25 protein-coding genes and 1 pseudogene are annotated in these 22,169 nt (G+C 73.0%); 5 read left to right on the forward strand and 21 right to left on the reverse strand.

Annotated elements, in window-relative coordinates; all coding sequences use genetic code 11:
- Window positions 1–72: 72 nt before the first annotated feature.
- The 11 genes from lgt to hisI form a co-directional block, all read right to left on the reverse strand.
- On the reverse strand, window positions 73–1,140 hold the full coding sequence (gene lgt, locus ACGH52_RS10665; protein ID WP_399938747.1) for a prolipoprotein diacylglyceryl transferase: 1,068 nt from the start codon (window positions 1,138–1,140) through the stop codon (window positions 73–75).
- A gap of 76 nt (window positions 1,141–1,216) precedes the next feature.
- Window positions 1,217–1,990, reverse strand: a complete 774-nt coding sequence (locus tag ACGH52_RS10670; protein ID WP_399938749.1) for a DsbA family protein — start codon at window positions 1,988–1,990, stop codon at window positions 1,217–1,219.
- A gap of 101 nt (window positions 1,991–2,091) precedes the next feature.
- Window positions 2,092–2,907: a tryptophan synthase subunit alpha gene (gene trpA / locus ACGH52_RS10675; protein WP_399938750.1), complete on the reverse strand. Its 816-nt coding sequence runs from the start codon at window positions 2,905–2,907 to the stop codon at window positions 2,092–2,094.
- The gene (gene trpB, locus ACGH52_RS10680) at window positions 2,904–4,187 is read right to left on the reverse strand and encodes a tryptophan synthase subunit beta (RefSeq protein ID WP_121702848.1); all 1,284 of its coding nucleotides are present in this window, start codon (window positions 4,185–4,187) and stop codon (window positions 2,904–2,906) included. The genes trpA and trpB overlap by 4 nt, the downstream gene beginning before the upstream one ends.
- 151 nt (window positions 4,188–4,338) lie before the next feature.
- Window positions 4,339–4,497 (reverse strand): tryptophan biosynthesis modulator TrpM, encoded by a 159-nt coding sequence (gene trpM / locus ACGH52_RS10685; protein ID WP_063124354.1) that lies wholly within the window; start codon window positions 4,495–4,497, stop codon window positions 4,339–4,341.
- Window positions 4,498–4,517: 20 nt separating this feature from the next.
- The gene (gene trpC, locus ACGH52_RS10690) at window positions 4,518–5,327 is read right to left on the reverse strand and encodes an indole-3-glycerol phosphate synthase TrpC (protein WP_059299106.1); all 810 of its coding nucleotides are present in this window, start codon (window positions 5,325–5,327) and stop codon (window positions 4,518–4,520) included.
- Window positions 5,328–5,444: 117 nt separating this feature from the next.
- Entirely contained in the window at window positions 5,445–5,867 is a 423-nt protein-coding gene (locus ACGH52_RS10695) for a DUF2752 domain-containing protein (protein ID WP_399946709.1), read from the reverse strand.
- A 316-nt stretch (window positions 5,868–6,183) separates the two neighbouring features.
- Complete coding sequence (locus ACGH52_RS10700; protein ID WP_076973882.1) at window positions 6,184–6,435, reverse strand: HGxxPAAW family protein; 252 nt, start codon at window positions 6,433–6,435, stop codon at window positions 6,184–6,186.
- Window positions 6,436–6,554: 119 nt separating this feature from the next.
- The gene (locus ACGH52_RS10705; protein ID WP_059299103.1) at window positions 6,555–7,196 is read right to left on the reverse strand and encodes a TIGR02234 family membrane protein; all 642 of its coding nucleotides are present in this window, start codon (window positions 7,194–7,196) and stop codon (window positions 6,555–6,557) included.
- Between the two features lie 84 nt (window positions 7,197–7,280).
- Window positions 7,281–8,771, reverse strand: coding sequence for an anthranilate synthase component I (locus ACGH52_RS10710; RefSeq protein WP_193777722.1), 1,491 nt, complete (start codon window positions 8,769–8,771; stop codon window positions 7,281–7,283).
- Window positions 8,772–8,791: 20 nt separating this feature from the next.
- Window positions 8,792–9,229, reverse strand: coding sequence for a phosphoribosyl-AMP cyclohydrolase (gene hisI, locus ACGH52_RS10715; protein ID WP_121702851.1), 438 nt, complete (start codon window positions 9,227–9,229; stop codon window positions 8,792–8,794).
- A gap of 81 nt (window positions 9,230–9,310) precedes the next feature.
- On the opposite strand from hisI, the gene ACGH52_RS10720 reads away from it, so the two are divergent.
- On the forward strand, window positions 9,311–9,946 hold the full coding sequence (locus ACGH52_RS10720) for a TIGR03085 family metal-binding protein (RefSeq protein WP_121702852.1): 636 nt from the start codon (window positions 9,311–9,313) through the stop codon (window positions 9,944–9,946).
- 23 nt (window positions 9,947–9,969) lie between these two features.
- Here ACGH52_RS10720 and ACGH52_RS10725 read toward each other — a convergent pair whose 3' ends face one another.
- The 10 genes from ACGH52_RS10725 to hisD all read right to left on the reverse strand — a co-directional run bounded on the left by ACGH52_RS10725 (window position 9,970) and on the right by hisD (window position 17,712).
- Window positions 9,970–11,217, reverse strand: coding sequence for an MFS transporter (locus ACGH52_RS10725; RefSeq protein WP_399946712.1), 1,248 nt, complete (start codon window positions 11,215–11,217; stop codon window positions 9,970–9,972).
- A gap of 103 nt (window positions 11,218–11,320) precedes the next feature.
- A complete protein-coding gene (locus tag ACGH52_RS10730; RefSeq protein ID WP_076973886.1) occupies window positions 11,321–11,908 on the reverse strand; it encodes a transcriptional regulator in 588 nt (195 codons plus the stop codon).
- A 77-nt stretch (window positions 11,909–11,985) separates the two neighbouring features.
- A complete protein-coding gene (hisF, locus tag ACGH52_RS10735) occupies window positions 11,986–12,741 on the reverse strand; it encodes an imidazole glycerol phosphate synthase subunit HisF (protein ID WP_059299099.1) in 756 nt (251 codons plus the stop codon).
- Window positions 12,738–13,142, reverse strand: coding sequence for a RidA family protein (locus ACGH52_RS10740; RefSeq protein WP_052841504.1), 405 nt, complete (start codon window positions 13,140–13,142; stop codon window positions 12,738–12,740). The genes hisF and ACGH52_RS10740 overlap by 4 nt, the downstream gene beginning before the upstream one ends.
- A complete protein-coding gene (gene priA, locus ACGH52_RS10745; protein ID WP_399946715.1) occupies window positions 13,139–13,864 on the reverse strand; it encodes a bifunctional 1-(5-phosphoribosyl)-5-((5-phosphoribosylamino)methylideneamino)imidazole-4-carboxamide isomerase/phosphoribosylanthranilate isomerase PriA in 726 nt (241 codons plus the stop codon). The genes ACGH52_RS10740 and priA overlap by 4 nt, the downstream gene beginning before the upstream one ends.
- A gap of 17 nt (window positions 13,865–13,881) precedes the next feature.
- Window positions 13,882–14,532: an imidazole glycerol phosphate synthase subunit HisH gene (gene hisH, locus ACGH52_RS10750; RefSeq protein WP_076973964.1), complete on the reverse strand. Its 651-nt coding sequence runs from the start codon at window positions 14,530–14,532 to the stop codon at window positions 13,882–13,884.
- Window positions 14,523–14,687: a hypothetical protein gene (locus ACGH52_RS10755; RefSeq protein ID WP_003976764.1), complete on the reverse strand. Its 165-nt coding sequence runs from the start codon at window positions 14,685–14,687 to the stop codon at window positions 14,523–14,525. Before ACGH52_RS10755 ends, hisH begins: the two co-directional genes overlap by 10 nt.
- Before the next feature lie 3 nt (window positions 14,688–14,690).
- The gene (hisB, locus tag ACGH52_RS10760) at window positions 14,691–15,284 is read right to left on the reverse strand and encodes an imidazoleglycerol-phosphate dehydratase HisB (protein WP_030186039.1); all 594 of its coding nucleotides are present in this window, start codon (window positions 15,282–15,284) and stop codon (window positions 14,691–14,693) included.
- The gene (locus ACGH52_RS10765) at window positions 15,281–16,390 is read right to left on the reverse strand and encodes a histidinol-phosphate transaminase (protein WP_399938755.1); all 1,110 of its coding nucleotides are present in this window, start codon (window positions 16,388–16,390) and stop codon (window positions 15,281–15,283) included. The genes hisB and ACGH52_RS10765 overlap by 4 nt, the downstream gene beginning before the upstream one ends.
- Window positions 16,387–17,712, reverse strand: coding sequence for a histidinol dehydrogenase (gene hisD, locus ACGH52_RS10770; protein ID WP_399938757.1), 1,326 nt, complete (start codon window positions 17,710–17,712; stop codon window positions 16,387–16,389). The genes ACGH52_RS10765 and hisD overlap by 4 nt, the downstream gene beginning before the upstream one ends.
- A 199-nt stretch (window positions 17,713–17,911) precedes the next feature.
- Between hisD and ACGH52_RS10775 the strand changes: the two genes are divergently transcribed.
- From ACGH52_RS10775 to ybaK, 4 genes and pseudogenes are all read left to right on the forward strand, one after another.
- On the forward strand, window positions 17,912–19,489 hold the full coding sequence (locus tag ACGH52_RS10775) for an oxidoreductase (protein ID WP_399938759.1): 1,578 nt from the start codon (window positions 17,912–17,914) through the stop codon (window positions 19,487–19,489).
- Between the two features lie 334 nt (window positions 19,490–19,823).
- A pseudogene (locus ACGH52_RS10780) lies at window positions 19,824–20,852 on the forward strand (hypothetical protein).
- A gap of 11 nt (window positions 20,853–20,863) precedes the next feature.
- Window positions 20,864–21,604, forward strand: coding sequence for an LON peptidase substrate-binding domain-containing protein (locus ACGH52_RS10785; RefSeq protein WP_121702856.1), 741 nt, complete (start codon window positions 20,864–20,866; stop codon window positions 21,602–21,604).
- A 13-nt stretch (window positions 21,605–21,617) separates the two neighbouring features.
- A complete protein-coding gene (ybaK, locus tag ACGH52_RS10790; RefSeq protein WP_121702857.1) occupies window positions 21,618–22,136 on the forward strand; it encodes a Cys-tRNA(Pro) deacylase in 519 nt (172 codons plus the stop codon).
- Window positions 22,137–22,169: the final 33 nt, after the last annotated feature.

Below are 22,169 nucleotides of genomic sequence, written 5' to 3' on the forward strand. Positions count from 1 at the left end.
GCCCCGGCCCGGCACACGCCGAGGGCGCCCGGTAAGTCCCGGGCGCCCTCGGCGGCGTACGTGGTGGGCGGGTCAGCCCTTCTTCGCGGAGTCGGCGCCGTCCTTCACGGCCTCGGCGTCCTCCGCGCGCTCCGGGTCCGCCGGGTCGTGCGTGTCCTCGGTGGTCCCGGTGGCCTTGGTGAGGTCGGGGGACGCGGTCTTCCCCGCGGTGCCCGCGTCGTCGGCGTCGTCCGCCTCGTCGGTTCCGGCGTCCGCGGAGGCGGCCCCCGCGTCCTCCTTCGCGTCCTTCTCCCCGGCGGCCCCGGCGTCACCGGCGGCGGTCTCCGCGCCCGGCTCCACCACGGCCTCCCGGCCCGGCCGCTTCCGCGCCGACAGCACGATGTACAGCACGGCGAGCAGGAACACGAGGAGCGCGGTCCAGTTGTTCAGGCGCAGCCCGAGGATGTGGTGGGCGTCGTCGACCCGCATGTACTCGATCCAGAACCGGCCCGCGCAGTACGCGGCCACGTACAGGGCGAAGGCCCGTCCGTGGCCCAGCTTGAAGCGGCGGTCGGCCCAGATGACCAGCAGCGCGACACCGATGCACCACAGCGACTCGTAGAGGAAGGTCGGGTGGTAGGTGCCCGGCAGCCGTCCGTCCGCCGTCGAGGTGATCTCCACGGCCCACGGCAGGTCGGTCGCCTTGCCGTACAGCTCCTGGTTGAACCAGTTGCCCCAGCGGCCGATGGCCTGCGCGAGGGCGATGCCCGGGGCGACGGCGTCCGCGTACGCGGGCATCGGGACGCCCCGGCGCCGGGCACCGATCCAGGCGCCCACCGCGCCGAACGCGATCGCGCCCCAGATGCCGAGTCCGCCCTCCCAGATCTTGAAGGCGTCGACCCAGTCACGGCCCTCGCTGAAGTACAGCTGGTAGTCCGTGATCACGTGGTACAGGCGCCCGCCGATCAGGCCGAAGGGAACGGCCCAGACCGCGATGTCGGCCACCGTGCCCGGCCGCCCGCCCCGGGCGATCCAGCGCCGGTTGCCGAGCCAGACGGCTACGAAGACGCCGATGATGATGCAGAACGCGTAGCCGCGCAGCGGGACGGGACCGAGGTGCAGCACCCCGCGCGACGGGCTGGGAATGAAGGCAAGTTCCATGGCAGGGTCGACGCTACCGTGTCGGACGGGGGGCGCGGTGGGCAGCCCGGCTACGGGTCCGTAACGAGCGGGCGCGCTACTTGTTGGCGTCCTCCACCATCTGCTTGAGCTTGGCCGGGGTCATGGAGCGGTCCTGGTAGATGTTCTTGCCGTCCAGGAGGACCGTCGGGGTGCCGCTGAAGCCGCCGTTCTGGAAGGCCTTGTTGGACTTCTCCACCCAGCTGTTGTGCTTGCCGTTCTTCACGCACTCCTGGAACAGGGTGGTGTCGAGGCCGTCGACCTTGCCCGCCAGGTCGAGGAGCTTGTCCTCGTCGGCGAAGGCGTCGTCGGTCTCCGGCGGCTGGTTGTCGAACAGCACGTCGTGGTAGGCGGGGAACTTCCCGTCGTCCTGGGCACAGGCCGCGGCGTTGGCGGCCTTGCGCGAGCCGGTGCCGCCCATGTTGCCGTCGATGATGGTCGCGAGGTGGTACTCGACCTTGAGCTGCCCGGCGGCGGTCAGCTCGTGAACGGTGTCGCGGTACGCCAGCTCGAAGGCCTTGCAGGCCGGGCAGCGGAAGTCCTCCCAGATGGTGAGCGTCGACTTGGCGCTCTCCTTGCCGACGGGGATCGCGAGGCCGTCCTTGCCCTGCGCCCCCGAGGGTGCCACGACCGGACCGGCCGACTCGCTGCCGTCGTCCTTGCCCGCGTTCGCCGCGACCACGCCGATCACCGCCGCGAGGCCCAGCACGCAGACCACGCTCGCGCCGACGATCAGCGCACGGCGGCGCTTGTCCCTGGACCTCTGCTTCTCGCGCTCGGCGGCCAGCTTCTCGCGGGCGCCGCGCTTTCCCTGTCGGTTCTTCTCGCTCACACCCCGCAGAACGAACTGGGGAGGCGCAGCGCGCCTCCCCGGTCCCAGGTCCACTCGTACGAGGGACCTCTGTCCTGTGCCCGTCCGTCACGGGCTCGGCGTCACGCCTGTCCGCGCACGCCCTTCGCCAGGTCGGCGGCGAGCGCGCGGACGCCCTCCAGGCCGGCCGCGTCGTCGGGCGCGTCCAGCATCCGCTTGACGAACGCCGAGCCGACGATCACGCCGTCGGCGAACCGGGCGACCTCGGCGGCCTGGGCGGCGTTGGAGACGCCGAGGCCGACGCAGACCGGGGTGTCGGTGGTGGTGCGGGTGCGCCGCACCAGGTCCTCGGCCTGCGCCCCGACCGACTCGCGGGTGCCGGTGACGCCCATGAGGGAGGCGGCGTAGACGAAGCCGCTGCCGACCGCGGTGATCTCGGCGAGGCGCGCGTCCCTGCTGCTGGGCGCGACCACGAAGACCGTGGCGAGCCCGTGCTTGTCGGCGTGCTCCCGCCACAGCGCCGACTCCTGGACGGGCAGGTCGGGCAGGATGCACCCGGCGCCGCCCGCCTCGGCCAGCTCGGCGGTGAAGCGCTCCACGCCGTAGCGGTCGATCGGGTTCCAGTACGTCATCACGAGGATCGGCTTGCCGGTGGCCTCGTGCGCCTCGCGGACCGTGCGCATCACGTCGGCGATCCTCACGCCGCCGCGCAGGGCGATGTCGTCGGCGGTCTGGATCACCGGGCCGTCGAGCACCGGGTCGCTGTGCGGCAGGCCCACCTCGACGACGTCGGCGCCGCCGTCGAGCGCGGCCTTGACGGCCTCGATGCCGCCCGTGACGGTCGGGAACCCGGCCGGGAGGTAGGCGATCAGGGCGGCGCGGCCCTCGGACTTCGCGGCCGCGAGGGTGTCGTTCAGCAGCTGTACGTTCCCGCTCACTTGGCGTCCCCCTCGATCTCCGCGGCGCCGGTCTCGTCGGCGGCGACCTCGGCGTCGGTGTCGTACAGCCCAAAGTAGCGGGCGGCGGTGTCCATGTCCTTGTCGCCGCGGCCGGACAGGTTGACCACGATCAGCCCGTCCTTGCCCAGCTCCCTGCCGACCTCCAGGGCACCGGCCAGCGCGTGCGCGCTCTCGATGGCCGGGATGATGCCCTCGGTGCGCGACAGCAGGCGCAGCGCCTGCATGGCGGCGTCGTCGGTGACCGCGCGGTACTCGCCGCGGCCGGAGTCCTTGAGATAGGCGTGCTCCGGTCCGATGCCCGGGTAGTCCAGTCCGGCCGAGATCGAGTACGGCTCGGTGATCTGGCCCTCGTCGTCCTGGAGGACGTAGGACCGGGAGCCGTGCAGGATGCCGGGCTCGCCCGCGGTGAGGGTGGCCGCGTGCTCGCCGGTCTCGACGCCGTGTCCGGCGGGCTCGCAGCCGATGAGGCGGACGTCCGTGTCGGGGATGAAGGCGTGGAAGAGGCCGATGGCGTTGGAGCCGCCGCCGACGCAGGCGATCGCGGCGTCGGGCAGGCGTCCGGCCTGCTCCAGGAGCTGGCGGCGGGCCTCCACGCCGATGACGCGGTGGAAGTCGCGGACCATCGCCGGGAAGGGGTGGGGGCCTGCGACGGTGCCGAACAGGTAGTGGGTGCGGTCGACGTTGGCGACCCAGTCGCGGAACGCCTCGTTGATCGCGTCCTTCAGGGTGCGGCTGCCGGACTTCACGGCGATGACCTCGGCGCCGAGCATGCGCATGCGGGCCACGTTCAGGGCCTGGCGCCGGGTGTCGATCTCGCCCATGTAGATGGTGCAGTCGAGGCCGAAGAGGGCGCAGGCCGTCGCCGTCGCCACGCCGTGCTGACCGGCGCCGGTCTCCGCGATGACGCGGGTCTTGCCCATGCGCTTGGTGAGCAGGGCCTGGCCGAGCACGTTGTTGATCTTGTGCGAGCCGGTGTGGTTCAGGTCCTCGCGCTTGAGGAAGATCCTGGCTCCGCCGGCGTGCTCGGCGAAACGGGGGACCTCGGTGAGGGAGGACGGGCGGCCCGTGTAGTGGACGAGGAGGTCGTCCAGTTCGCGGGCGAACTCCGGGTCGGACTTGGCCTTGTCGTACTCGACGGCGACCTCGTCGACCGCCGCGACGAGGGCCTCGGGGATGAACTTGCCTCCGAAGGCGCCGAAGTAGCCCTCGGCGGAGGGGACTTGGCCCTCCGGGTCGGGGATGAAGAAGTTACTGGGCATGCGTGTACCTCACGGTGAGTGTCTGGTGGGGACTAATCGCCGTGGGGGCGGGGTCCTGTCCGTCGGCCGCGGGCCCGTGTGTGGTTGCTCGCGCCCGCGCGACGGAGTCGCGAATTCAATACAGCCCCGCGCCCCTTGTGGGGCGCTTGGGTCATCGCATGCCGTTGACCTGGCCCGGTTCGTCGCCGATGACGTACCGCACCCGGCGGCCGTGGACCCGGCGGGCGGGGGCGCGGCAGCCGCGGGGGCGGCAGCCGCGCGCCAGGCGCGCGTAGGGGTCCCGGGGTGCCGGGGTGAGCGGGAACGTCATGGGAGTCAGCCTACCGGGGGTCAGCCCCGGCCGTGGCGGAGTGCGGGGTGTTCGCCGGCCGCCACCAGGTCGGAGACCGCCGTCTTGGGGTCGCGGCCGGTGACCAGGGACTCGCCGACCAGGACGGCGTCGGCGCCCTCGTTGGCGTAGGCGATGAGGTCGTGCGGGCCGCGGACGCCGGACTCGGCGACCTTGACGATGTGCGCGGGGATCTCCGGGGCAACCCGTTCGAAGGTGCCGCGGTCGACCTCCAGCGTCTTCAGGTTGCGCGCGTTGACGCCGATGATCCTGGCGCCCGCGTCCACGGCGCGCTCGACCTCGTCCTCGTCGTGCACCTCGACCAGCGGGGTGAGTCCGATGGACTCGGCGCGCTCGATCAGCGACTCCAGCGCCGGCTGTTCGAGGGCCGCGACGATCAGCAGCACGAGGTCGGCGCCGTGCGCGCGGGCCTCCCACAGCTGGTACGAGGTGACGACGAAGTCCTTGCGCAGCACGGGGATGTCCACGCGCGCGCGGACCGAGTCCAGGTCGGCCAGCGAGCCGCCGAAGCGGCGCTCCTCGGTGAGGACGGAGATGACGGCGGCGCCGCCCGCCTCGTAGTCGGCGGCGAGCCCGGCCGGGTCGGCGATGGCCGCGAGCGCGCCCTTGGAGGGGCTGGAGCGCTTGACCTCGCAGATGACCTTGACGCCGTCGCCGCGCAGCGCGGACACGCCGTCCTTGGCGGGGCGAGCCTTGGCCGCGCGCTCCTTGAGCTCGTCGAGGCTGACGCGCGCCTGCCGCTCCGCGAGGTCGGCACGGACTCCGTCGATGATCTCGTCGAGCACACTCACGCGAGCGGCCCCCTTTCAGACGGCAAAACGTGTGGTCACTGTGATGGTATCCGGAGCCGGGCACCGGTCCCGCATCCGGCCGACGCCGGTCCCATTACCCGGACGCTCCATAGATGATCAAGGAATCAACCAGCCACCGAACGGCAGGTTCCGGACAACGGTGAAGACCAGCAGCAACGTCCCCAGCGTCCACAGGTGGACCGGCCCGAGATCGATGCGCAGGGGACGCCCCCGGGTCGCGCGGATCACCCAGACGGTCCACAGGACGGCGAAGCCCAGATAGGCGAGGACGGCGGGCGCGTTGGCCTGCAGCGCGGCGGTCAGGTCGCCGTGGACGAAGGCGTGGGCGCTGCGCAGGCCGCCGCAGCCGGGGCAGTAGACGCCGGTGAAACGCAGCAGGGGGCAGACGGGATAGTGGCCGGGCTCGTAGGGGTCCACGCTCCCCACGTAGGCGAAGGCCCCGGCGACGGCCGCGAGCACTCCGGCCGGGACGGCCAGGCGGAGGACCGCGCCGCGGGGCTGGAGGGTGCCGGACCGCATGGGTTTCCCGCTCTCGACGTCCACGCCCGCATTCTGCCCCCGGCGGCCCCCGCGCGCACGTGAGGGGCGGTCCCCGGCACCCTAGGGGGCGTCGTTTGGATCTTGCCGGGGTCGCGGGGTCTGGCACGCCCATCTGCGGCGTTGTCGTCGGTTGCCAACGCTCCGCGTTGTCGCCCTCCTCCGCCTTGCAGCTGCACGCACCAGACCCCGCTCGGGTCGGCCACAAGGCGCCGTCGACCGGAGCCGGCCTGATCCAAACGACACCCCCTAGTGCCGGTCCGCCCCTCAGGAGGTCCGTGACCGTCGTGCCCCGAGGTCAGCCCTTGGCGCCGGCCTCGGCGCGCTCGCCGCTGACCTGGTGCACGGGGTGGTTCTGCTTCGGCTGGCCGAGGCCCATCATCTTCATGATGTAGCCGACGACACCACCGAGGAGCACGACCGCCAGGCCGGCCCAGAAGCCCCACGGCTGGGCGGCCACCATGAACATGCCCGCGATGCAGAAACCGATGAAGGAGATGATGACACCGGTCCAGGCGGCCGGGGTGTGACCGTGGCTGCTGCCCGCCATTGCTTGCTCCTCGTTGCTGTGTGCCATGTCTGAGCAGGACGCTCGCACCCATTGTCCCGCACGGGGGCACGCGCCGTGAGCGGGGGTGCTCCGGCGGGTGAACGAGGGTCCTTCGGCGGTCAGGCGCTGGTGGGGTCCTCGCCGCGGTCGATGGCCTTCCACAGGTCCTCGGGGCGGTCCGGGTCGACGGTCTGCGGCCTGCGGCTCCGGCGCGGGGTGCCGTCGCGCTCGTAGCGGCCGGACATCGCGGGCCACTGGCGGCCGTAGCGCAGCGCGAGCAGTCCGGCCAGCAGGAGCAGCGCGCCGCCCACGGCCGCGACGTACGGCCACGCGGTGTGGGAGAGCGCGTCCACGGTGGCCGAGGTGTCACCGGCCGCCTTGGCGGCCTGGTCGTCCAGGGCCGAACTGTCGGAGGCGCCCACCAGTGCGGCGGCGACGGTGCCCGCGCCGCTGAGCGCCAGCAGGGCGGCCACGGCGAAGCGGCCGGCGCGGCGGACGGCGAAGACGGCGACGAGCGCGGCGAGGCCGACTATGGCGAGCGCCGCGGGTACGCCCGTGACGTCACTGCCCTTGGCGGTCAGGGTGAACGCGCCGCCGGCCACCGTCGCGGTGCCCTCCGCCCACTCCTGCCGGGTGGCGAGCAGGGCGACGGCGGCGCCGAGCGCGCCGCACATCAGGGCGACGGCGAGGCTCCGGCGGCCGGCCCGGGCGGGTCCTGCGGCTGGGGTACGGGGGTGAGGAACGGCTGTCACGTACTCCACTATCACCCGAACCCCGGGCGAACCGTCACCCGGGGTTCGAATTGGGGGGCGTGAGAATCGCCCCACCACTCCGGCCGGTTGGCCCTATTGCGCCAGCCGGTTGGCCGTGTGTACGGCGCGCAGCACGGCCGCCGCCTTGTTGCGGCACTCGGTGTCCTCGGCGACCGGGTCGGAGTCGGCGACGATGCCGGCGCCCGCCTGGACGTAGGCGGTGCCGTCGCGCAGCAGCGCCGTGCGGATGGCGATGGCGGTGTCGGAGTCGCCCGCGAAGTCGAGGTAGCCGACGCAGCCGCCGTACAGGCCGCGCCGGGAGGGCTCGAGTTCGTCGATGATCTGCAGGGCGCGCGGCTTGGGGGCGCCGGAGAGGGTGCCGGCCGGGAAGCAGGCGGTGAGGACGTCGAAGGCGGTGCGGCCCGGGGCGACCCGTCCGGTGACCGTCGAGACGATGTGCATGACGTGCGAGTACCGCTCGACGGACATGAAGTCGACGACCTCGACGGAGCCGGGCTCGCAGACCCGCCCGAGGTCGTTGCGGCCGAGGTCGACGAGCATCAGGTGCTCGGCGCGCTCCTTGGGGTCGGCGAGCAGTTCGTCGGCGAGGGCCTGGTCCTCCTGCGGGGAGGCGCCGCGCGGGCGGGTGCCGGCGATGGGGTGCACCATGGCGCGCCCGTCCTCGACCTTGACCAGGGCCTCGGGGGACGAGCCGACGACGTCGAAGCCGTCGAGGCGGAGCAGGTACATGTACGGGGAGGGGTTGGTGGCCCGCAGGACCCGGTACACGTCGAGCGCGCTCGCCGTGCAGGGCGTCTCGAAGCGCTGGGAGGGGACGACCTGGAAGGCCTCGCCCGCGCGGATGCGCTCCTTGATGTCCTCGACGGCGTCCTGGAAGTCGGGGCCGCCCCACAGCGCGGTGTACTCGGGCAGCTCGGAGGGCGGCAGCGCGGCCGGGGGCTGGGCGACGGCGCGGGTGAGGTCGGCCTCCATGACGTCCAGGCGGGCGATCGCGTCGGCGTAGGCCTCGTCGACGCCGGTCTCCAGGTCGTTGTGGTTGATCGCGTTGGCGATCAGCAGGACCGAGCCCTCCCAGTGGTCCATGACGGCGAGGTCGCTGGTGAGCAGCATGGTCAGCTCGGGGAGTTTCAGGTCGTCCCGCTCGCCGGGGCCGACCTTCTCCAGGCGGCGCACGATGTCGTAGCCGAGGTAGCCGACGAGGCCGCCGGTGAAGGGCGGCAGGCCCAGGTCGTGGGCGAGGTCGCGCGGGGTGTGCAGGGCCTCGACGGTGGCGCGCAGGGCGGCGAGCGGGTCGCCGTCGGTGGGCACGCCGACGGGCGGGGTGCCCTGCCAATGCGCCTGCCCGTCCTTCTCGGTGAGGGTGGCGGCGCTGCGGACGCCTACGAAGGAGTACCTGGACCAGGACCGGCCGTTCTCCGCGGACTCCAGCAGGAAGGTGCCGGGGCGCTCGGCGGCGAGCTTGCGGTACAGGGCCACGGGGGTGTCACCGTCGGCGAGGAGCTTGCGTCCGACCGGGATCACCCGGCGGTCGGCGGCGAGCTTGCGGAAGGTCTCGAGGTCCATGTCGTCCATGGCGGCAGACCTTACTGACCCGCGCCGGGCGCGTCGGGCGCGTGGGTGCCCGCGGCGTCTTCGGCGGTTTCGGCGAGGAGTACGTCGGTGTCGAAGCAGGTGCGCGTGCCGGTGTGGCAGGCGGCGCCCACCTGGTCGACCTTGACGAGCACGGTGTCGGCGTCGCAGTCCAGCGCCACGGACTTCACCCACTGGACGTGGCCGGAGGTGTCGCCCTTGACCCAGTACTCGCGGCGGCTGCGGGACCAGTACGTGCAGCGGCCGGTCGTCAGCGTGCGGTGCAGTGCCTCGTCGTCCATCCAGCCGAGCATCAGCACCTCGCCGGTGTCGTACTGCTGGGCGATGGCGGGCAGGAGGCCGTCGGCGCTGCGCTTGAGCCGGTCGGCGATCTCGGGGGCGAGCGGACTGGGCCGCCCGGAGCCGCCGCTGGTGGGGGAGCTGCTGGTCATGCGCCCATTGTGCCGCGTGGGACGGACACGCCCCGGGGATGTCCATTGGGCGGACCCGGCCGGCCGCCGTAGGCTGACTCCATGTCGACTTTCGCCAAGCGTGAACGACTTCTGCTCGCGGACCTGTTGGAGACGGCGGGTCCGGACGCCCCGACGCTGTGCGAGGGCTGGCGGACCCGGGACCTGGCCGCGCACGTGGTGGTGCGCGAGCGGCGTCCGGACGCGGCCGGGGGCACCCTGATCAAGCCGCTGGCGTCCCGCCTGGACCGGGTGATGGAGGAGTACGGCGCGAAGCCGTACGAGGAGCTGCTCCAGCTGATCCGCACCGGCCCACCCCGCTTCTCCCCCTTCCAGCTCAAGCAGGTCGACGAGGCGGCGAACACGGTGGAGTTCTACGTCCACGCCGAGGACGTCCGCCGCGCCCAGCCCGACTGGTCGCCGCGCGAGCTGGACCCGGTCTTCCAGGACGCCCTGTGGTCCCGCCTGGAGCGGGCCGCCCGTCTGATGGGCCGGGGCATCCCGACGGGTCTGGTGCTGCGCCGTCCGAACGGCCAGACGACCGTCGCCCACCGGGGTACGCCGGTGGTGACGGTGACGGGCGAGCCGTCCGAGCTGCTGCTGTTCGCGTACGGCCGGCAGGGCGCCGCGAAGGTGGAGCTGGAGGGTGAGCAGGACGCCATCGCCAAGCTGCGGGAGACCAAGCAGCTCGGGATCTGATCACCCGGTCTCCGGGCCGGCTGTCACTTCGGCAGTTCGGCCCGCCGTACGCCCGGCGCGCACAGGGCGACGACCCCGCCGAGCCCGCAGACCGCGGCGCTGACGGCGAAGACGGGGCCGGTGCCCCAGACGCCGATGGCGGCGGCCGACAGGGGCATGCTCAGCGGCGCGATCCCCAGGCTGACGATCCCGGCGACCGCCGTGACGCGCCCGAGGAGGGCGGGGGCGGACTGGGTCTGGAGCAGGGCCCCGCAGAGGGCGCCGCTGAGGCCCGCGAGCAGCCCGATGAGCAGCGCGGTCCCGACGGCCACGGGCAGGGCGGGTGCCTGTGCCAGCACGCCGATCGCGGCGGCGCCGGGCACGAGGGCGCCGGCGACGACGTACCCGGCCTGCGGCACGCGCCCCCGGACGGTCAGCAGCAGGGCCGCCGTCCCGGCGCCCACCCCGAAGCCGGCGAGGACCCAGCCCATCCCGGCGGCTCCCCAGCCGCGCTCGTCGGCGAGCAGGGTCAGGCCGATGTTGAGCGGGCCGACGAAGCCGAGGTCGCCGAGGGCGATGACCAGCATCAGCGGACCGAGGACGCGGTGCCCGCGGATGTACCGGAGCCCGCCGCACAGGTCCCGCCACGCGGTGCCGCCGTTCGCGGTCGCGGGCGCGTCGTCCGGGGGCAGCTCGCGCATCCGCACGGAGACCAGCAGCGGTACGGACACGGCGATCAGCACCCCGGCGAGGGCGAAGGCCGCCGCCGCGCCGCCGAGCGCCACACCGAGACCGCCGAGCGGGGCGCCCACGACGGAGGACAGCCGGACGGCGAGGCCGCGCATGCCCTGCACGCGGGCGAGCTGGTCCTTCGCGGTGATCCGCGCGGGGAGCGCCCCGACGGCGGGCAGGAAGAGGGCGTCCACCGCACCGAAGACGAGGGCGAGCAGGGCGAGGAGCCAGAGCCCGGGGTCGGTCGCGAAGAGCAGTGCGGCCACCGCGAGGACCGCCGCGCACCGTACGGTGTCGCTGCCGATGACGACCCGGCGCGGCCCCAGCCGGTCGACGACCACTCCCCCGCCGAGCATGAGCAGCGCACGCGGCACCGCGCTCACGGCCGTGACGATCCCGGCCTCGGCGGGACTGCCCTGGCGCACGGCGGCCCAGGACAGCGCGAGGAAGAAGACGCTGTCGCCGAGCATGGACGCGGTGTAGGCCGCGACCCAGCGCAGGACGTTGCCGTCGCGGTGGGCCGGAGTGGGTGCGGGTGCGGGTGCGGGTGCGGCGGGTATCGGTGCGGCCGTCCCGGACGCGGTCGTCTCGGACCCGGTCGTCTCGGACCCGGTCGTCTCAGACCCGGTCGTCTCAGACCCGGTCGTCTCAGACCCGGTCGTCTCAGACACGGAACGGGAATCCGTTGACATGCAGCGCGACGTTCTCGCGCCCCTCGGTGTCGCCGGCGGCCTCGGCGGCCCGGCCCTTCTCGTCGTACTTCTTCGCCAGGGCGAGCAGTTCCGCCGCCAGCTCGGCCAGCTCGGCGGGGGTGAGCCGGAGCAGGGACTCGCTGTGGGGGGCGGCGGAGTTCCACTCGGGGCCCCAGGTGGGGCGTTCGTCGAGGTAGCGGCGGTACATGTCGGCCCACTGCTCGTGGAAGAGCCGCGTGGCGGCCAGGTGCGCGGCGGCCCGCTCGGGGGCGTCGCGGAAGTCCTGGTCGCGGATGCTCACCCCGTCCGAGGCGGGCCGCCACCACCGCTCCCGGCCGTCCGCGCTCTGCGGCTCGGCCTGCTCGACCAGCCCGTGCTCGGCCAGTTTGCGCAGGTGGTAGCTGACCAGCGAGACGGCCTCGTCCACCTGCTCGGCGAGCTGCGAGGCGGTCGCCGTGCGTGCCACGCACAGTCCGCGGTAGAGCTGCATGCGCAGTGGATGGGCCAGGGCTTTGAGAGTGCCCAGGTCGGTGATGGGGCGGTTCTCCTGACGCGGCATGCGCCCAGGCTAGATTGCGAAAGGAAAATTGCGCAATAGATGTTGCGCAATTTTCCTTTCGCATCTTGCTGTTCCTTCTACCGGACGGGGTGACCCGCCTCGCGCAGGGCGGTCTTCACCTCGCCGATCCGCAGGTCGCCGAAGTGGAAGACCGACGCCGCCAGGACCGCGTCCGCGCCCGCCTCGACCGCCGGGGCGAAGTGGGCGAGGCTGCCCGCGCCGCCCGAGGCGATGACCGGGACGGTCACGTGCTTGCGGACGGCCGCCAGCATCTCCAGGTCGTAGCCGTCCTTCGTGCCGTCCGCGTCCATCGAGTTGAGCAGGATCTCCCCCGCCCCCAGCTCGGCGGCCCGGTGCGCCCAGTCGACCGCGTCGATGCCGGTGCCGCGCCGGCCGCCGTGGGTGGTCACCTCGAAGGTGCCGGCCTCGGTGCGGCGGGCGTCGACCGACAGCACGAGGACCTGCCGCCCGAACCGCTCGGCGATCTCGCGGATCAGGTCGGGACGGGCGATGGCGGCCGTGTTCACGCCCACCTTGTCCGCGCCGGCCCGCAGCAGCTTGTTCACGTCATCGGCGGTGCGCACCCCGCCGCCGACGGTCAGCGGGATGAACACCTGCTCGGCGGTGCGGCGCACCACGTCGTAGGTCGTCTCGCGGTCGCCCGACGAGGCGGTGATGTCCAGGAACGTCAGCTCGTCGGCGCCCTCGGCGTCGTACACCTTGGCCATCTCGACGGGGTCGCCCGCGTCGCGCAGGTTCTGGAAGTTGACGCCCTTGACGACCCGGCCGTTGTCCACGTCCAGGCAGGGGATGACTCGGACCGCCAGGGTCATGAATCCACGGCTCCTCTATACGCTTCCACTTCGACCGACACCAGCACCCGCGAGTCGATGAAGCCCTGCACGACCAGCAGGGTCGTGACCGGGCGCACGGAGTCGAACAGCTCCTTGTGGGCGCGGCCCACCGCATCGACGTCGCGGGAGTGTGCCAGGCACACACGGGTCCGGATCACGGACTCGATGCCGAGCCCGAACTCGGCGAGGGCCTCGACGGCGGTGCCGAAGGCCACCTTCGTCTGTTCGTACGGGTCGCCCTCGCCGTAGAGCATGTCGCCCTTGAAGGCGGTGGTGCCCGCCACGATGACACGGTCACCCGCCGCCACGGCCCGTGCGAAACCGAAGGACTCTTCCCAGGGACTTCCGCTCTGCACGCGCCGTACGGCTTCGGATGTCATGTGGACACAGCCTCCAGGGCCTCTTCCAGGGTGAACGCCTTCGCGTAGAGGGCTTTCCCGACGATGGCCCCCTCGACACCGTCCGGGACGAGCCCGGCGATCGCCCGCAGGTCGTCCAGGGAGGACACGCCGCCCGACGCCACGACCGGGCGGTCGGTGGCCGCGCAGACGTTCCTCAGGAGCTCCAGGTTGGGGCCCTGGAGGGTGCCGTCCTTGGCGATGTCGGTGACGACGTACCGGGCGCAGCCCTCCTTGTTCAGGCGGTCCAGCGTCTCGTAGAGGTCGCCGCCGTCGCGGGTCCAGCCCCGGCCCCGGAGGGTGGTGCCCCGTACGTCCAGGCCGACCGCGATCTTGTCGCCGTGCTCGGCGATGACCTTGGCGACCCACTCGGGGGTCTCCAGGGCGGCGGTTCCCAGGTTCACCCGGGTGCAGCCGGTGGCGAGGGCGGCGGCGAGGGTGTCGTCGTCGCGGATGCCGCCGGACAGCTCCACCTTGATGTCCATCGCCTTCGCGACCTCGGCGATCAGCGCGCGGTTGTCCCCGGTGCCGAACGCCGCGTCCAGGTCCACCAGGTGCAGCCACTCGGCGCCGGAGCGCTGCCAGGCGAGGGCGGCCTCCAGCGGGGAGCCGTAGGAGGTCTCGGTGCCGGACTCGCCGTGGACGAGGCGGACGGCCTGGCCGTCGCGGACGTCGACGGCGGGGAGGAGTTCGAGCTTGCTCATCTCTACCGGGCTCATCTCTAGAGGGTCTCGATCCAGTTGGTGAGGAGCTGGGCTCCGGCGTCACCGGACTTCTCGGGGTGGAACTGGGTGGCCCACAGCGCGCCGTTCTCCACGGCGGCCACGAAGGGCTCGCCGTGCGTGGACCAGGTGACCTTGGGAGCGGCAATCAGCGGGTTGTGCGACTCCTGGGTCCAGTCGTGGACGGCGTAGGAGTGCACGAAGTAGAAGCGGGCGTCCGCGTCCAGGCCGGCGAAGAGCTGCGAGTCGGCCGGTGCCTCCACCGTGTTCCAGCCCATGTGGGGCACGACGTCGGCCTGGAGCGGTCCGACCGTGCCGGGCCACTCGTCCAGGCCCTCGGCCTGCACGCCGTGCTCGATGCCGCGCGTGAAGAGGATCTGCATGCCGACGCAGATGCCCATGACCGGGCGCCCGCCGGACAGCCTGCGGTCGACGATCCAGTCACCGCGGGCGGCCTTGAGGCCGTCCATGCAGGCGGCGAACGCGCCGACGCCGGGAACCAGCAGCCCGTCGGCGTTCATGGCCCGGTCGTAGTCGCGGGTGATCTCGACGTCGGCGCCCGCGCGCGCGAGGGCGCGCTCGGCGGAACGGACGTTGCCGAAGCCGTAGTCGAAGACGACGACCTTCTTGGCGGCGGCGGTCAACTCCAGACCTCCAGCCTCAGGACGCCCGCGAGCAGACACATGCCGGCACCGATGGAGAGCAGCACGATCAGGCCCTTGGGCATCTGCTGCTTGGCGAAGGAGTAGATGCCGCCGAGGAAGAAGAGGCCGACGACGATCAGTGCGGTGGACGTACCGTTCATGGGTTACAGCGCGCCCTTCGTGGAAGGCAGGATGCCGGCCGCGCGGGGGTCGCGCTCGGAGGCGTAACGCAGGGCGCGGGCCAGCGCCTTGAACTGGCACTCCACGATGTGGTGCGCGTTGCGCCCGTAGGGCACGTGCACGTGCAGGGCGACCTGGGCCTGGGCGACGAAGGACTCCAGGATGTGCCGGGTCATCGTCACGTCGTACTCGCCGATCATCGGCGCCATGTTCTCGGGCTCGGTGTGCACGAGGTAGGGGCGGCCGGAGAGGTCGACGGTGACCTGGGCGAGGGACTCGTCCAGCGGGACCGTGCAGTTGCCGAAGCGGTAGATGCCCACCTTGTCGCCGAGGGCCTGCTTGAAGGCGGCGCCCAGCGCGAGGGCGGTGTCCTCGATGGTGTGGTGGGAGTCGATGTGCAGGTCGCCGTCGGTCTTGACGGTCAGGTCGAACAGACCGTGCCGGCCGAGCTGGTCGAGCATGTGGTCGTAGAAGCCGACGCCGGTGGCGATGTCGGTCTTGCCGGTGCCGTCGAGGTCGATCTCGACGAGGACCGAGGTCTCCTTGGTGGTGCGCTCCACGCGCCCTACGCGGCTCATGTGTTCTGCTCCTTCTTGACTTCGCGTACCGCGTCGAGGAACGCGTCGTTCTCCTGCGGGGTGCCCGCGGTGACCCGCAGCCAGCCCGGCACGCCGTTGTCCCGGACCAGAACGCCCCGGTCGAGGATCTTCCGCCAGGTGGCGTGGGAGTCCGCGAACCGCCCGAACTGGACGAAGTTGGCGTCGGACTCGGTCACCTCGTAGCCGATGGCCCGCAGTTCGGCGACCAGCCGGTCCCGCTCGGTCTTCAGCTGCTCGACGTACTTCAGCAGCGTGTCCGTGTGCTCCAGGGCGGCCAGCGCGGTCGCCTGGGTGACGGCCGAGAGGTGGTACGGCAGCCGTACGAGCTGGACGGCGTCGACGACGGCCGGGTGCGCGGCGAGGTAGCCCAGGCGCAGGCCCGCCGCGCCGAACGCCTTCGACATGGTGCGGGAGACGACCAGGTTCGGGCGGCCGTCCAGCAGCGGCAGCAGCGAGGCGCCGTGGCTGAACTCGATGTACGCCTCGTCGACCACGACCATGGAGGGCTTGGCGGCCTGGGCGGCGTCGTGGAGGGCGAGGACCGTCTCGGCCGGGACCGCGTTGCCCGTGGGGTTGTTGGGGGTGGTGACGAAGACGACGTCCGGGCGGTGCTCGGCGATCGCCTTCTCGGCGGCGGGCACGTCGATGGTGAAGTCCTCGTGGCGCGGCCCGGAGATCCAGCCGGTGCCGGTGCCGCGCGCGATGAGGCCGTGCATCGAGTACGAGGGCTCGAAGCCGATCGCGGTGCGGCCCGGGCCGCCGAAGGTCTGCAGCAGCTGCTGGATGACCTCGTTGGAGCCGTTGGCCGCCCAGACGTTGCGCACGTCCAGCGGATGCCCGGAGGTCTTCGTCAGGTACTCGGCGAGCTTGGTGCGCAGCTCGACCGCGTCCCGGTCGGGGTAGCGGTTGAGGTCGCGGGCGGCCTCGCGGACCCGCTCCGCGATCCGCTCGACCAGCGCGTCGGGCAGCGGGTAGGGGTTCTCGTTGGTGTTCAGCCGTACCGGCACGTCCAGCTGGGGCGCGCCGTAGGGGGACTGGCCGCGCAGCTCGTCCCGTACGGGGAGATCGTCGATGCCGAACGTCACTTGCTCTCCGGGACCTTCCACTCGAACCTCGCCTTGATCGCCGCGCCGTGCGCGGGCAGGTCCTCCGCCTCCGCCAGCGTCACCACGTGCCGGGCGACCTCGGCGAGCGCGTCGCGCGTGTAGTCGACGATGTGGATGCCGCGCAGGAAGGACTGCACGGACAGGCCGGAGGAGTGGCAGGCGCAGCCGCCGGTGGGCAGGACGTGGTTGGACCCGGCCGCGTAGTCGCCGAGGGAGACGGGCGCCCAGGGGCCGACGAAGATCGCGCCGGCGTTCTTGACCCGGTCGGCGACGGCGGCGGCGTCGGCGGTCTGGATCTCCAGGTGCTCCGCGCCGTAGGCGTCGACCACGCGCAGCCCCTCGTCCAGACCGTCGACGAGGACGATCGCGGACTGGCGGCCGGCCAGCGCCGGGCGGATCCGGTCGTCGATGTGCTTGGTGCCCTCGACCTGCGGTTCCAGCTCCTTCTCCACCGCGTCGGCCAGCTCCACGGAGTCGGTGACCAGGACGGCGGCGGCCAGCGGGTCGTGCTCGGCCTGGCTGATCAGGTCGGAGGCGACGTGCACCGGGTCGGCGGTCGAGTCCGCCAGGACGGCGATCTCGGTCGGCCCCGCCTCGGCGTCGATGCCGATCTTCCCGGTGAAGAAGCGCTTGGCGGCGGCGACCCAGATGTTGCCGGGGCCGGTGACCATGTTGGCGGGCGGGCAGGACTCGGTGCCGTAGGCGAACATCGCGACGGCGGTGGCGCCCCCGGCCGCGTACACCTCGTCCACGCCGAGCAGGGCGCAGGCGGCCAGGATGGTGGGGTGCGGGATCCCGCCGAACTCGGCCTGCGCGGGCGAGGCGAGCGCGATGGACCCGACGCCGGCCTCCTGCGCGGGCACCACGTTCATGACGACGGACGAGGGGTAGACCGACCGGCCGCCGGGCACGTAGAGCCCGACCCGCTCGACGGGAACCCACTTCTCGGTGACCGACCCGCCGGGCACGACCTGGGTGGTGTGCGTGCTGCGGCGCTGCTCGCGGTGGACGAGGCGGGCGCGGCGGATGGACTCCTCCAGGGCCGCGCGGACGGCCGGGTCCAGCTCCTCCAGCGCGCGCGTCAGCGCGGCCGCCGGGACGCGCACCTGCTCCAGCCGGACGCCGTCGAACTGCTCGGTGAAGTCGATCAGCGCCGCGTCCCCGCGATGATGCACGGCCTCGCAGATCGGACGCACCTTCTCCAGGGCGACCGAGACGTCGAAGTCGGCTCGGGGCAGCAGGTCGCGCAGGGCGGGGCCCTCGGGGAGGGCGTCGCCGCGCAGATCGATTCGGGAGATCACGGAACCAATTCTCTCAGACCCGCGTCCGGCACCGTTCGCGCGTATCAATGGCTGATACAGAACGCGACGGACCTCACGGCCCACGGTGAACTCACGCGATCCATGCTCACTTTGAGTGTTCGGAAGGTCACGCAGTGGGCATGAACGGTTGTACGAAGGGTGAGCGACCGACGAGTAGATGGGGAGGGGGTGAAGCACCGTGACCGAGGGGGCAGGCCATCGTGACGGAGAGCTGCCGGACGACCTGACCATCGCCGAGGCCGGGATGTGGCAGGCGTTCCGCAACGGCAGCGTGTACGACCTGAGCAGCGGCGACCCGCTCGTCGACGACCCGCACGGCGGGCGCCCGTGGGGACCGGAGCGGACCGTGCGGGCCCGCGTCGTGTGCTGGCTGCTCCTCGACGGTCCGCCGGCGCTCGCGGGCCGGGTGTCCTCGCTGCAGCTGGTGGGCGTGCGGATCAGCGACACGATGGACCTGGCGGGCGGCACGGTGGTGCCCTACGTGGAGCTGCGCCGCTGCCGCTTCGAGCGCGAGGTGCTGCTGCCGGAGACCCGGTTCACGACGGTGCGGCTGGTGGACTGCGCGGTGCCGCGCCTGGAGGCGGCCCGGCTGCACACCGAGGGCGACCTGCACCTGCCGCGCTCCCGCTTCCCGGGCGGCATCCGGCTGACGGACGCACGGATAGGCACCGACCTGCTGCTCAACCAGGCGATCGTGCACCGGGACCGCAGCGGGCGTTCCATCGCGGCGGACGGCATGACGGTCGGGCAGGACCTCCAGGCCGAGATGCTGGAGTCGCACGGCGAGGTGAGCCTGCGCAGCGCCCAGGTCGGCGTGTCGCTGAGCCTGCGCGGCGCCCGCCTGCTGAACCCGTACACGCGGCACGCGCTGAACGCCCCGCAGCTGACGGTGGAGCGCACGCTGTACCTGACCCCGGCGGGCCTGGGCAGCCCGCTGCTGCGCGGCACCACCCCCGCGCAGGGCACCCGCATCCAGCGCTTCGAGTGCGAGGGCGGGGTGCGCCTGGACGACGGGCGGTTCGGCGACGCCCTGGACCTGGAGCACGCCCGGTTCACCTTCACCGACGACCAGGAGCTGTCGCTGCGCCGGGTGCAGACGCCCGAGCTGCGCTTCCTGGGCGAGCGTCCGGCGCGCGGGCGGGTGGTGCTGTCGGGGGCGCGGGTGGTCAACCTGATGGACCGGGCGGACAGCTGGCCGGGCCCCGGCCGGCTGCACATGGGCGGCTTCGCCTACGAGAACCTGGTGCCGCGCGGGCCGTTCCCGCTGGAGAAGCGGCTGCGCTGGGTGGGCGCCGCGACCGCCGAGTACCACCCGGAGCCGTACGAGCGCCTCGCCGCCGTGCTGCGGTCGGGCGGCGAGGACGAGGACGCCCGCGAGGTGCTGCTCGCCAAGCACCGCAGGCGCCGCGAGAGCCTGCCGGTCGCCGCGAAGCTGGTGGGCTACGCGCAGGACTGGACGGTCGCCTACGGATACCGGCCGGGCCGGGCGGCGGTGTGGATGGCGGTCCTGTGGGCGGCCGGGTCCCTCGCCTTCGCCCGCGCGGATCCGCCTCCGCTGAAGAGCGGCGAGCACCCGGACTGGAACCCGGCTCTCTTCGCCCTCGACCTCCTCCTCCCGGTGATCGACCTGGGCCAGGCGGGCTTCTGGCAGCTCCGCGACGGCTGGCAGTGGCTGTCGACGGCCCTGGTCCTGCTGGGCTGGGTCCTGGCGACCACGGTGGCAGCGGGCGCCACCCGCCTGCTCCGCCGGAACTGACCCCGCCCGGGGGGCGCCCGCCCGGAACGGCGCCCACGGCTCGGTCCCGCCCCGGGCCGCGCCGCAGGTGGGTGGGGCGTCGGGGCCGCAGGTGGGTGCGGCGTCGGGGCCGCAGTGCCGCGGGTGCCCGGCGCATGTCCTCAGTTGTCCCTCCCACCACCGGGAGCCCTCAAGGGCAGGAGGTCCCGCGGGGTCACCCGCACCCGGCGACGCATGCCGCACGGACGGTGCGGGCGGTCGGGGCGGGTGGTCGGTGCGGGTGGGTGTACACGATCGGCCGAAGGCGGAGCCGGGGCCGCACAACCATCCCGAACCCTCGACCGTCGTACTGGCCATGCTGCGCGCGTTCCTGCGGACCGCTGCTGCCCGGGCCCGCTCCCGGTCGCCGCGACCCGCCCAAGACGACGACGTGCTCCTCGACGCCCCCGACGACCGCCTCGCCCCCGCCCTCGTCGCCGCGGCCCGGGGCGAGCACGGCCCCGCGGCCGGCCTCCTCGCCGGTACCCGCGAGAACGCCGAGTGGGACCACCGCGACCGTTACGCGACCCGGCTCGCCACCTTCGCCCGCTCCCGTTCCGAGTGGCTCGACACCTGGCGCGCCGCCGCCCCGGACGACGCCGACGCCCTGCTGGTCGCCGACCGCCTGACGGTCCACCGCCACTGGTGCTCGCCGGCCCGCGCCGAACTGCTGCGCCAGGTGATCCCCGCCGTCGTCGCCGCCGCCGAGGCCGCCGGTCCCGACGACCCGGTGCCGTGGCGGACCGCGCTGGACGCCGCGCGGGGCGCGCGTGCCGGACACGCCGAGTTCGAGCGCCTGTGGGAGCAGGCGGTCCGGCGCTGCCCGCACCACTACGGCAGCCATGTCGCCGCCCTGGAGTACCTGGCCGCCGCCTCGCCCGACACCCACGGCGAGTGCCTGGACTTCGCGGAGACGGCCGCTCAGGACGCACCCGAGGACGCGCTCGTGCGGGCACTGCCGCTGCACGCGGCGCTCACCTGCCCGACGCCCACCGCCGTACGCGCCCACCGCTCCCGCCTGGACGCCGCCGCGGACCGCGCGATCGTCCTGTCCGCGGCCCACCCGGCGGCCGACCCCTGGGCGGCGGAGCTGCGGAACCTGCTCGTCCACGTCCTCGTACGCCTGGAACGCCACCGGGACGCGGCGGAGCAGCTGCGGCTGACCGGCCCGTACGTCACGTCCTTCCCGTGGGACCGGGACACGGACGACCCGCTCGGCGGTTTCCTCCGGGTGCGCGCGGACGTCCGTACGCGCGTGGCGTGAGCCGCCCGCACGACCGTCGCGCCGGGTCCGGGAGGGCCACGAAGTGGGCACGGAGGACGCGTCCGCCCCGGCGACCATTAGGCTTCTGCGTCGTGACCACCGTCCGGCTCCCCCTCTTCCCCCTGAACTCGGTCCTGTTCCCGGGGCTGGTGCTCCCGCTCAACATCTTCGAGGAGCGCTATCGCGCCATGATGCGCGAGTTGCTGAAGACTCCCGAGGACGAACCGCGCCGGTTCGCCGTCGTGGCGATCCGCGACGGCTTCGAGGTGGCCCAGACCGCCCCCGGCCTGCCCGACCCGACCGCCACCCTCGAACGCGGGCCGACGGCCGGCTTCGGGACCGACCCGCTCAAGGCCTTCCACAAGGTGGGCTGTGTCGCGGACGCGGCGACGATCCGCGAGCGGGCCGACGGCACCTTCGAGGTGCTGGCGACCGGCACGACCCGGATGCGGCTGCTGTCGGTGGAGGCCTCGGGGCCGTTCCTGACGGCCGAGCTGGATCCGCTGCCCGAGGAGCCCGGCGACGAGGCGGGCGCCCTGGCGGAGGGCGTGCTGCGCTCCTTCCGGCAGTACCAGAAGCGGCTGGCCGGGGCACGCGAACGGTCGCTGGCGACCGGCGCCGACCTGCCGGACGAACCGGGTGTGGTCTCCTACCTGGTCGCCGCCGCGATGATGCTGGACACGCCGACGAAGCAGCGTCTGCTCCAGGCCCCGGACACCGCCTCGCGGCTGCGGGACGAGCTGAAACTCCTTCGCTCGGAGACCTCCATCATCCGTACGCTGCCGTCCCTGCCGGCGTCGGAACTGACGCGCGGCCCGACGAGTCTCAACTGAGGTACTGGCCCGCATGGCGAAGAAGCCGAACAAGTCGAGCACGGCGAAGAAGCAGCAGTCGGGCGGCACGCCCGCGACGGTGGCGCTCACGGCGGCCGGGGTGACCTACACGGTCCACGCCTACGAGCACGACCCGGCCCACCCGTCCTACGGCGAGGAGGCGGCCGAGGCGATGGGCGTCTCGCCGGAGCGGGTGTTCAAGACGCTGGTGGCGGACGTCGACGGCGCCCTGACGGTCGCGGTGGTACCGGTGGCGGGCCGTCTGGACCTCAAGGCGCTGGCGGCCGCGGTGGGCGGCAAGCGCGCGGCGATGGCCGACCCGGCCCTGGCCGAGCGCACCACGGGCTATGTGCGCGGCGGCATCTCCCCGCTGGGCCAGCGCAAGCGGCTGGCGACGGTGCTGGACGCGTCGGCCTCGGAACACGCCACGATCTGCGTCTCGGCGGGCCGCCGCGGCCTGGAGATCGAGCTGTCCCCGGACGATCTGGCCAAGCTCACGGACGCGGTCCTGGCGCCGGTCGGACGGGCCTGACCGCCCGGCCGGCCGACGCACCCGGAAGGACAG

The sequence above is a fragment of the Streptomyces sp. BBFR25 genome (assembly GCF_044590125.1).
In the GTDB taxonomy this organism is placed as follows: Bacteria; Actinomycetota; Actinomycetes; order Streptomycetales; family Streptomycetaceae; genus Streptomyces; species Streptomyces canus_D.

Coding starts and splice junctions, on each gene's coding strand:
- lgt (WP_399938747.1), bottom strand. CDS start 1,140: ATGGAACTTGCCTTCATTCCCAGCCCGTCGCGCGGGGTGCTGCACCTC.
- ACGH52_RS10720 (WP_121702852.1), top strand. CDS start 9,311: ATGTCGACTTTCGCCAAGCGTGAACGACTTCTGCTCGCGGACCTGTTG.
- ACGH52_RS10695 (WP_399946709.1), bottom strand. CDS start 5,867: ATGCGGTCCGGCACCCTCCAGCCCCGCGGCGCGGTCCTCCGCCTGGCC.
- ACGH52_RS10700 (WP_076973882.1), bottom strand. CDS start 6,435: ATGGCGGGCAGCAGCCACGGTCACACCCCGGCCGCCTGGACCGGTGTC.
- priA (WP_399946715.1), bottom strand. CDS start 13,864: ATGAGCAAGCTCGAACTCCTCCCCGCCGTCGACGTCCGCGACGGCCAG.
- hisI (WP_121702851.1), bottom strand. CDS start 9,229: ATGACCAGCAGCTCCCCCACCAGCGGCGGCTCCGGGCGGCCCAGTCCG.
- hisF (WP_059299099.1), bottom strand. CDS start 12,741: ATGACCCTGGCGGTCCGAGTCATCCCCTGCCTGGACGTGGACAACGGC.
- trpM (WP_063124354.1), bottom strand. CDS start 4,497: ATGACGTTCCCGCTCACCCCGGCACCCCGGGACCCCTACGCGCGCCTG.
- ACGH52_RS10755 (WP_003976764.1), bottom strand. CDS start 14,687: ATGAACGGTACGTCCACCGCACTGATCGTCGTCGGCCTCTTCTTCCTC.
- ACGH52_RS10740 (WP_052841504.1), bottom strand. CDS start 13,142: ATGACATCCGAAGCCGTACGGCGCGTGCAGAGCGGAAGTCCCTGGGAA.
- trpB (WP_121702848.1), bottom strand. CDS start 4,187: ATGCCCAGTAACTTCTTCATCCCCGACCCGGAGGGCCAAGTCCCCTCC.
- hisB (WP_030186039.1), bottom strand. CDS start 15,284: ATGAGCCGCGTAGGGCGCGTGGAGCGCACCACCAAGGAGACCTCGGTC.
- ACGH52_RS10710 (WP_193777722.1), bottom strand. CDS start 8,771: ATGGACCTCGAGACCTTCCGCAAGCTCGCCGCCGACCGCCGGGTGATC.
- ybaK (WP_121702857.1), top strand. CDS start 21,618: ATGGCGAAGAAGCCGAACAAGTCGAGCACGGCGAAGAAGCAGCAGTCG.
- ACGH52_RS10730 (WP_076973886.1), bottom strand. CDS start 11,908: ATGCCGCGTCAGGAGAACCGCCCCATCACCGACCTGGGCACTCTCAAA.